Origin of the sequence: Acidobacterium sp. S8 (assembly GCF_009765985.1) — a bacterium.
Taxonomy (GTDB): domain Bacteria; phylum Acidobacteriota; class Terriglobia; order Terriglobales; family Acidobacteriaceae; genus Alloacidobacterium.
In genome coordinates, this window is record NZ_LMUM01000018.1 from 115,578 (window position 1) to 121,577 (window position 6,000).

General features: G+C 58.0%; 5 protein-coding genes and 2 tRNA genes. 4 read left to right on the forward strand and 3 right to left on the reverse strand.

Annotation, left to right across the window (positions count from 1 at the left end; translation table 11 throughout):
* The first annotated feature begins 407 nt into the window (after nt 1-407).
* Together GSQ86_RS06580 and GSQ86_RS06585 are read left to right on the forward strand one after the other, a co-directional pair.
* The gene (locus GSQ86_RS06580) at nt 408-839 is read left to right on the forward strand and encodes a response regulator (RefSeq protein ID WP_158749158.1); all 432 of its coding nucleotides are present in this window, start codon (nt 408-410) and stop codon (nt 837-839) included.
* A 34-nt stretch (nt 840-873) separates the two neighbouring features.
* On the forward strand, nt 874-1,593 hold the full coding sequence (locus tag GSQ86_RS06585; protein WP_158749159.1) for an ABC transporter ATP-binding protein: 720 nt from the start codon (nt 874-876) through the stop codon (nt 1,591-1,593).
* Nucleotides 1,594-1,610: 17 nt separating this feature from the next.
* Here GSQ86_RS06585 and GSQ86_RS06590 read toward each other — a convergent pair whose 3' ends face one another.
* Genes GSQ86_RS06590 through GSQ86_RS06600 form a run of 3 tightly spaced genes read right to left on the reverse strand, consistent with a single transcriptional unit; the run spans nt 1,611 to nt 5,247 of the window.
* Nucleotides 1,611-2,321, reverse strand: a complete 711-nt coding sequence (locus GSQ86_RS06590) for a LytTR family DNA-binding domain-containing protein (protein ID WP_158749160.1) — start codon at nt 2,319-2,321, stop codon at nt 1,611-1,613.
* Nucleotides 2,318-3,337, reverse strand: coding sequence for a sensor histidine kinase (locus tag GSQ86_RS06595; protein WP_158749161.1), 1,020 nt, complete (start codon nt 3,335-3,337; stop codon nt 2,318-2,320). The genes GSQ86_RS06590 and GSQ86_RS06595 overlap by 4 nt, the downstream gene beginning before the upstream one ends.
* An 11-nt stretch (nt 3,338-3,348) precedes the next feature.
* A complete protein-coding gene (locus GSQ86_RS06600) occupies nt 3,349-5,247 on the reverse strand; it encodes a pyrroloquinoline quinone-dependent dehydrogenase (RefSeq protein WP_158749162.1) in 1,899 nt (632 codons plus the stop codon).
* 152 nt (nt 5,248-5,399) lie between these two features.
* Here GSQ86_RS06600 and GSQ86_RS06605 point away from each other — a divergent pair.
* Nucleotides 5,400-5,474 (forward strand) — tRNA-Gly (locus GSQ86_RS06605).
* A gap of 84 nt (nt 5,475-5,558) precedes the next feature.
* A tRNA-Cys gene (locus GSQ86_RS06610) sits at nt 5,559-5,633 on the forward strand.
* Nucleotides 5,634-6,000 lie beyond the last annotated feature (367 nt).

A 6,000-nucleotide genomic window follows, 5' to 3' on the forward strand; every position in this document is an offset into this window, starting at 1 on the left:
CTTGGCAAGCGTTTCGGAATTGTGAAACGCGACTTTCGCCGATTACTGACAACTGAATGAGAGCCAGAGTGCGCAGGCATGTGCGCTTGCGGCCGCTTTTGCAAAGCCTGCCACCTTCCGGAATTTTCCCCGAGAAACGCGCAAGCATCGCAGAAGCTGCCTGGTTGTTGCGCCGGCAACCATGCCGCCTTCTGGCTCAACCGCATCCCGCGTTGAAACGGGAGCTGCGGCGCCGCGCTTCTAGCGTGGAGGACAATACTTTTTCTAAAAAGAGCCTCCACGCCGCGCGGACAGCCGAGCCACGTTTCGATTCGGACAGCGGCCCGACCACCCCCACGGGCTCGCACGCTTGAAGTGTGTCTGCCCTCATCCGCTTCGCCCTAATGTGCGAAGCCGTTAAGGAACCCATGAGGCCCAGAAAAGTTATTCTTTGCGTAGACGACAACGAACAAGCACTCTCCGTTCGCAAATTCCTTCTCGAAACCCGCGGCTACCGCGTGCTTACCGCGCTCTCCGGAGAAGAAGCACTGGAAGCCTTCCGCAGCGGCGGTATTGACCTCGTGGTCAGCGATCTGCTGATGCCGCAACTGGATGGAAACGAATTGGTGCGGCGCATGAAAGAGATCACGCCCGAAGTGCCCATGCTGCTTCTCAGCGGCACCGTCAAGGCTTTCGATCGCGCCAGCCACGCCGATGCATTCCTGCCCAAGGGCGCATGCGCTCCGCTCGAACTGCTCGAACGCATCCGCATCATGATCGCCCGCAAGCGCGGACCGAAGAAAGTGCTGCGCCCCTACCATCCCATTCCCGACAGCCATCCTGCTGCCGCCATAGCGTAACCATCTGCGTATAGGCTGCATTTACAATCAAAGGGTGCAGCCCATCATCATCGCAGAGCATCTCTCGAAGGTTTATCGCACTGGAAAGATCGACGTCCCGGCGCTGACCAATGCTTCGTTCACCATCGAATCTGGCGAGTTCGTCAGTATCGTAGGTCCCTCCGGCAGCGGCAAATCCACTCTCTTCTATATTCTCGGTGGGCTCACCCGTCCGACATCAGGCCGCGTTGTGATCGGTGGAACAGACTTCAGCGCTCTAAGCGACAGCGAGCGCACGGCCATGCGCAAAAGCAAGATCGGCTTTGTTTTCCAGCGATTTAACCTGCTCCCGACCCTTACTGCCATGCAGAATATCGAGATCGCGTATGAGATCTCCGGCCGCAAAGAGCCCATGGACCGGGCTTACCTCGAGCACCTCACACGCCTCCTCGGCATTTTCGGACGCCTGAATCATCGCCCATCCGAGCTTTCCGGCGGCGAGCAGCAGCGCGTAGCCATGGCCCGGGCTTTGATCACGCATCCCGCCATCATTCTGGCGGATGAGCCAACCGGAAATCTTGACAGCAAGAATGCCGATGCTGTCCTCGACATGCTGTTGCGCTCGAATCGCGAGTTGAAACAGACAGTGCTGATGATTACCCACAACCCGGAAGCCGCAGCCATTGCAGACCGCATTCTGCACATGCGCGACGGCGAAATCGTAAGGGTGGAAGAGGGCAAAGGAAGATCGCCCTTGGCAGACGCTGCCCGCTGAAAATCGAGATCGTACCTTCACAACAACCGTGCAAGCGCCGTCGACCAGTAACGCTTCGACGCTGCAATCCTCGCTCCCGAGGAAAGAACAATCACTCTGTTGCCGTCTCCATCGTTCTCGATATGGTCTATCGCCGTAATACGCACAATCGCGCTTCGGCTGAGGCGGATGAATTGTTCAGGATCTAAACTCTGTTCGAGCGAATCCATCGTCGAACGCAAAGCAAACTCACCCATCCCGCTGTAGAGAAGCGCATAATTCCGTTCGGCGGCAATCCAGTCAATCGATTCCACCGGCAGTAGAAAGGCTGCTCGCAGCCTCTCCACCAGAAAACGCTTCGCATATCTGTTTTCTGCCGCCACCGAATGAGTGAACCGTTCGCGCGCGCGTTCAATCGCCTGGGCAAAGCGTTCTTCCGTCACCGGCTTTACCAGATAGTCCAAAGCCGCAACGTCAAAGGCTGCAAGAGCATAGTCGTCATAAGCCGTGAGAAAGATCACCTGAATACGGCTGCCTTCAGGCACTGCCTGCAAAATTTCAAAACCAGTTCCGTCCGGCAACCGAATATCCAGAATCAGCAGGTCCGGCTTAGCCTGCGCAATTCCAGCAACAGCTTCCTGATACGTCGACGCTGTTCCGCACACAGTGAGAGAAGGCTGCGCCGCCACAAGTCTCTGCAGCTTGCGCATCGCCGGTGGTTCGTCTTCGACAAGAAAAACGCGCATCATGCCGGTATCAGAATCTCCGCAACTGCGCCGCCAAGAGGATGGCGCTCCAGTCGCAGGCTCGCCTCTCCGCGATAAGCCGTCGCCAGCCTCTGCCTTGTATTCGCGAGGCCGTGTCCGCCAGTGCTCCGCGCCGGGCCAGGTCCATGATCGCGAATCGTAATGCGGACAAGCCCGTCCGCTTTTTGAATAACAATCTCAATATTCAGATTTCCCGACTCCGGCTCCGTTCCGTGCTCCACTGCATTCTCCACCAGCGGCTGCAGAATGAGCGCAGGCACGCGCACCGCCTCTGCTTGCGGGTCGCATGAGATAGCAAAGCGCAATCGACTCTCAAGCCGCGTCTGCATCACATCGAGATAGCGCCGCGTAAAATCCAGCTCCGATGAAACGGCAATCAGCGGGGACTCGGGCAGGCGCAGCGTGGCCCGAAGAAAATCGCTGATGCGCGCCAGCATCTCATCAGCCCGCGCCACATCTTCATACATCACGCCTGAAACCGCATTGAGCGCATTGAACAGAAAGTGCGGCTGCAGTTGACGGCTCAGGTTCTCAAGTCGCGCAGCCGCCAGCTGCTGCTCCACATCTCTGCTGCGCAGCCAGTCCTGATAAATCATGTAGCCGGAAACGCACAGCGCATACACAAGCAGATCGCTCGGAAACTCCATGAAAAATCGAACCCGCATTAGCCCATAGTCATAGTGCCCCATGCCAAGCAGCAGAAAAACCACCTCGCGCGATCCCCAATTCCAGAGCGTGTGTACCGTCGAGAAAACCAGTAACACCGCGACGTGCTGGGAAATTCGCAGCGGCGAAAACCGCAGCGGAAAGCGACGCGCGCCCCAGAAGACCAGCGGCAGCAACAGCACAATTCCATAAACGCCCGTCGCCTGCTCAATAGAGATCACGGTCCACTGCGGCGCACGGCCGCGCGCCACATTGTCGAGCGAGCGATACGCCACATTGATGCAAAGCACGCAGGTGAAATACAGCAGGATGTAAAGGCGAATGCGCTTCATTTCAGCACCAATTATGGCAAGGCAAACGCCAGAATCGCGTCTCCCTGCGGCTCTTCATCAATATGCGCATGGCCTCCGGCGGCAATCACCAGGTACTGCTTCCCGTGCACGCTGTAGGTCATCGGCATAGCGTGTCCGCTCGCCGGCAGCTTCGCCTCCCATAGTTTCTTTCCCGTCTTTGCATCGAATGCGCGAATGTAAGGATCATACGTTCCCGCCACGAACACGAGGCCGCCCGCCGTTACGATAGGGCCGCCAAGGCTCAGGGCTCCCGCCGGAGCAGGCCCGCCAAAGCTGCCAAGCGGAACCTGCCAGCGTATCGTCCCCTTCGCCATGTCGACCGCCGTCAGCATTCCCCATGGCGGAAGAACACACGGCAGATGTGCCTGCGGCGAAAGAAACGGACGCCGGAACATTCCATAAGGCGCGCCTGTCTGCGCGGTGTATTCGCCCTTCTCGCCTTTGTGCATCTCCTGCACAAATTCCGCGCGAGGAATCAACTTCACCTTCGTCGGAAAATTATTTGTATTCACGAACAGCAGATTCTGTTCCGGATCGAAAGCGTAGCCGCTCCATGTCATGCCACCAACATTGCCCGGGATCGCGAGCGTTCCCTTTAGGCTGGGCGGCGTAAAGATGCCTTCATTACGCAACTCATGTATCCACGTGCGGCACGCATCGCGATCTTCCGGCGTAAGTCCCCACGCATCGTCTGCCGACACATGCTGCGGAGCCAGCGGCGGCGGAGCCACAGGAATCGGCTGCGTCGGCGAGGTCACTTCTCCCGGAACATCGCTCTGCGGAACAGGACGTTCCTCAACCGGGAAAACCGGCTTGCCCGTATCTCGATTCAACACATAAAGGAAGCCCGTCTTGTTGCCCTGAATCACAACCGGAACATTCCTGCCTTCATGCGGCAGCGTTGCCAGCAGCGGCGGCGCGGCCGAGTCGTAATCCCACAGATCGTGATGCACAAGCTGAAAGCCCCACGCCACTTCGCCCGTCTTCGCATGCAAAGCCACCACCGAGTTTGCCCACTTGTTGTCTCCGGGACGCAGGCCGCCATAATAATCAGGGCTGGCGCTTCCCGTCGGAACAAACACCAGGTCGCGCTCTCGATCCACCACCATGACCGACCACGCATTCGCCGCGCCCGTAAGCCATTTCTGATCTGCCGAACGGCTGGGCGGAATCGGGTCCCAGCTCCAGCGCAGCTGCCCCGACCGTGCGTCAAAGGCGCGCACCACCCCACTCGGCATATCCGCGCGGCCGTTGTCGTCAATCGCAGAGCCGACAATCACCAGGTCGTCAATCACCGCAGGCGGCGAGGTGATGTGATACCACCCCGATCGAAATCCCGGAACATCGCGCAGCCCGATCTTGCCATCTTTGCCAAAGCCGGCACACGGCGCTCCGCTTCCCGCATCTACTGCAACCAGCTGCGCATCAATCGTTGCTTCAAAAACTCGCCTGTGGCACGGCGCTTGTCCCTCGCTCTTGGAATCGATCCATATCGCCGCACCGCGATTGATGAGCCCATCTCCCGACTCCCACTCCTGATCGATATGCGGATCGTAAGCCCAGCGCTGCTTCCCGCTCTCCGGATCGAGCGCAATCACGCGATTGAATGCCGTTGTCAGGTAGAGAGTTCCATCCACCATCAGCGGAGTCGTCTCAAGACCGCTGCGCCTTCTGCCGTCCTTTCCATCGGAGATATCACCAGTGTGAAACTCCCATGCCACCTTCAGCTGGCTCACATTGGCAGCATTGATCTCAGTCAGCTTCGAATACCGCATGCCACCCGGATCATTGCCGTAACTCGACCAGTCCGAGGACGGGACAGCACCGGCTTGCGGCAGCGCAGGCAAACCGGCAGCAAGAAAAAAGAGTGCAAGGAAGAAGGTCTTCATGCACTCATCCTGGAGGTGCCGTCCGCCTTCCGCAACGGCTATGGGACAGATCCGGGCATTCGAGGGACGAAACGGGGATTTTCGGCTCCGCAGATCATTCCCCGCCCCGCGTTGACCCCCTGCACGCCACCCGATATACTAATCAAGTAATTGCGGGAGTAGCTCAGTGGTAGAGCATCGCCTTGCCAAGGCGAGGGTCGCGGGTTCAAATCCCGTCTCCCGCTCCAGTCAGCTGCGGTCCCGGCGCATTTCAAAGCCGCCAACGCAGATTGGCATCATCACCGCCTGCTGAAGTAAGATCATCTGTCCAAGGCGCGGTACCCAAGCGGTAAGGGAGAGGTCTGCAAAACCTTTATGCGTCGGTTCGATTCCGACCCGCGCCTCCAATTCTTTCGGTAGCTTCCAGATTTTCGACATCGGGCTCAAAAGGCAAGATGTGGGGGATTTTGTGGGAGATCTTTCCCAGCTTTCCCTTTCTTTACTGAACCGCTTCAGGGCTTTTCTGTCCGCGCGTCGCTGCCTAAATCCGAGTTTCGCAGTGTGTTGGCGGTTCTTTCACTGGGAGCGCTTCAGGCGGCTCCGCGCGATAAGCGCTTGCTGCAGCTATTATGCCACCATATGCGTTCACGCTCAGCGGCAAATTCAGTAGTGTGTCAATTTGAAATCTCTATCAGGTTGTAGTTACCGAAAACGCCGGGCGGTCTCAACCGATGGACGCAACACTGGCTTGGAGTTTACTCGCTGGAGTTTCAA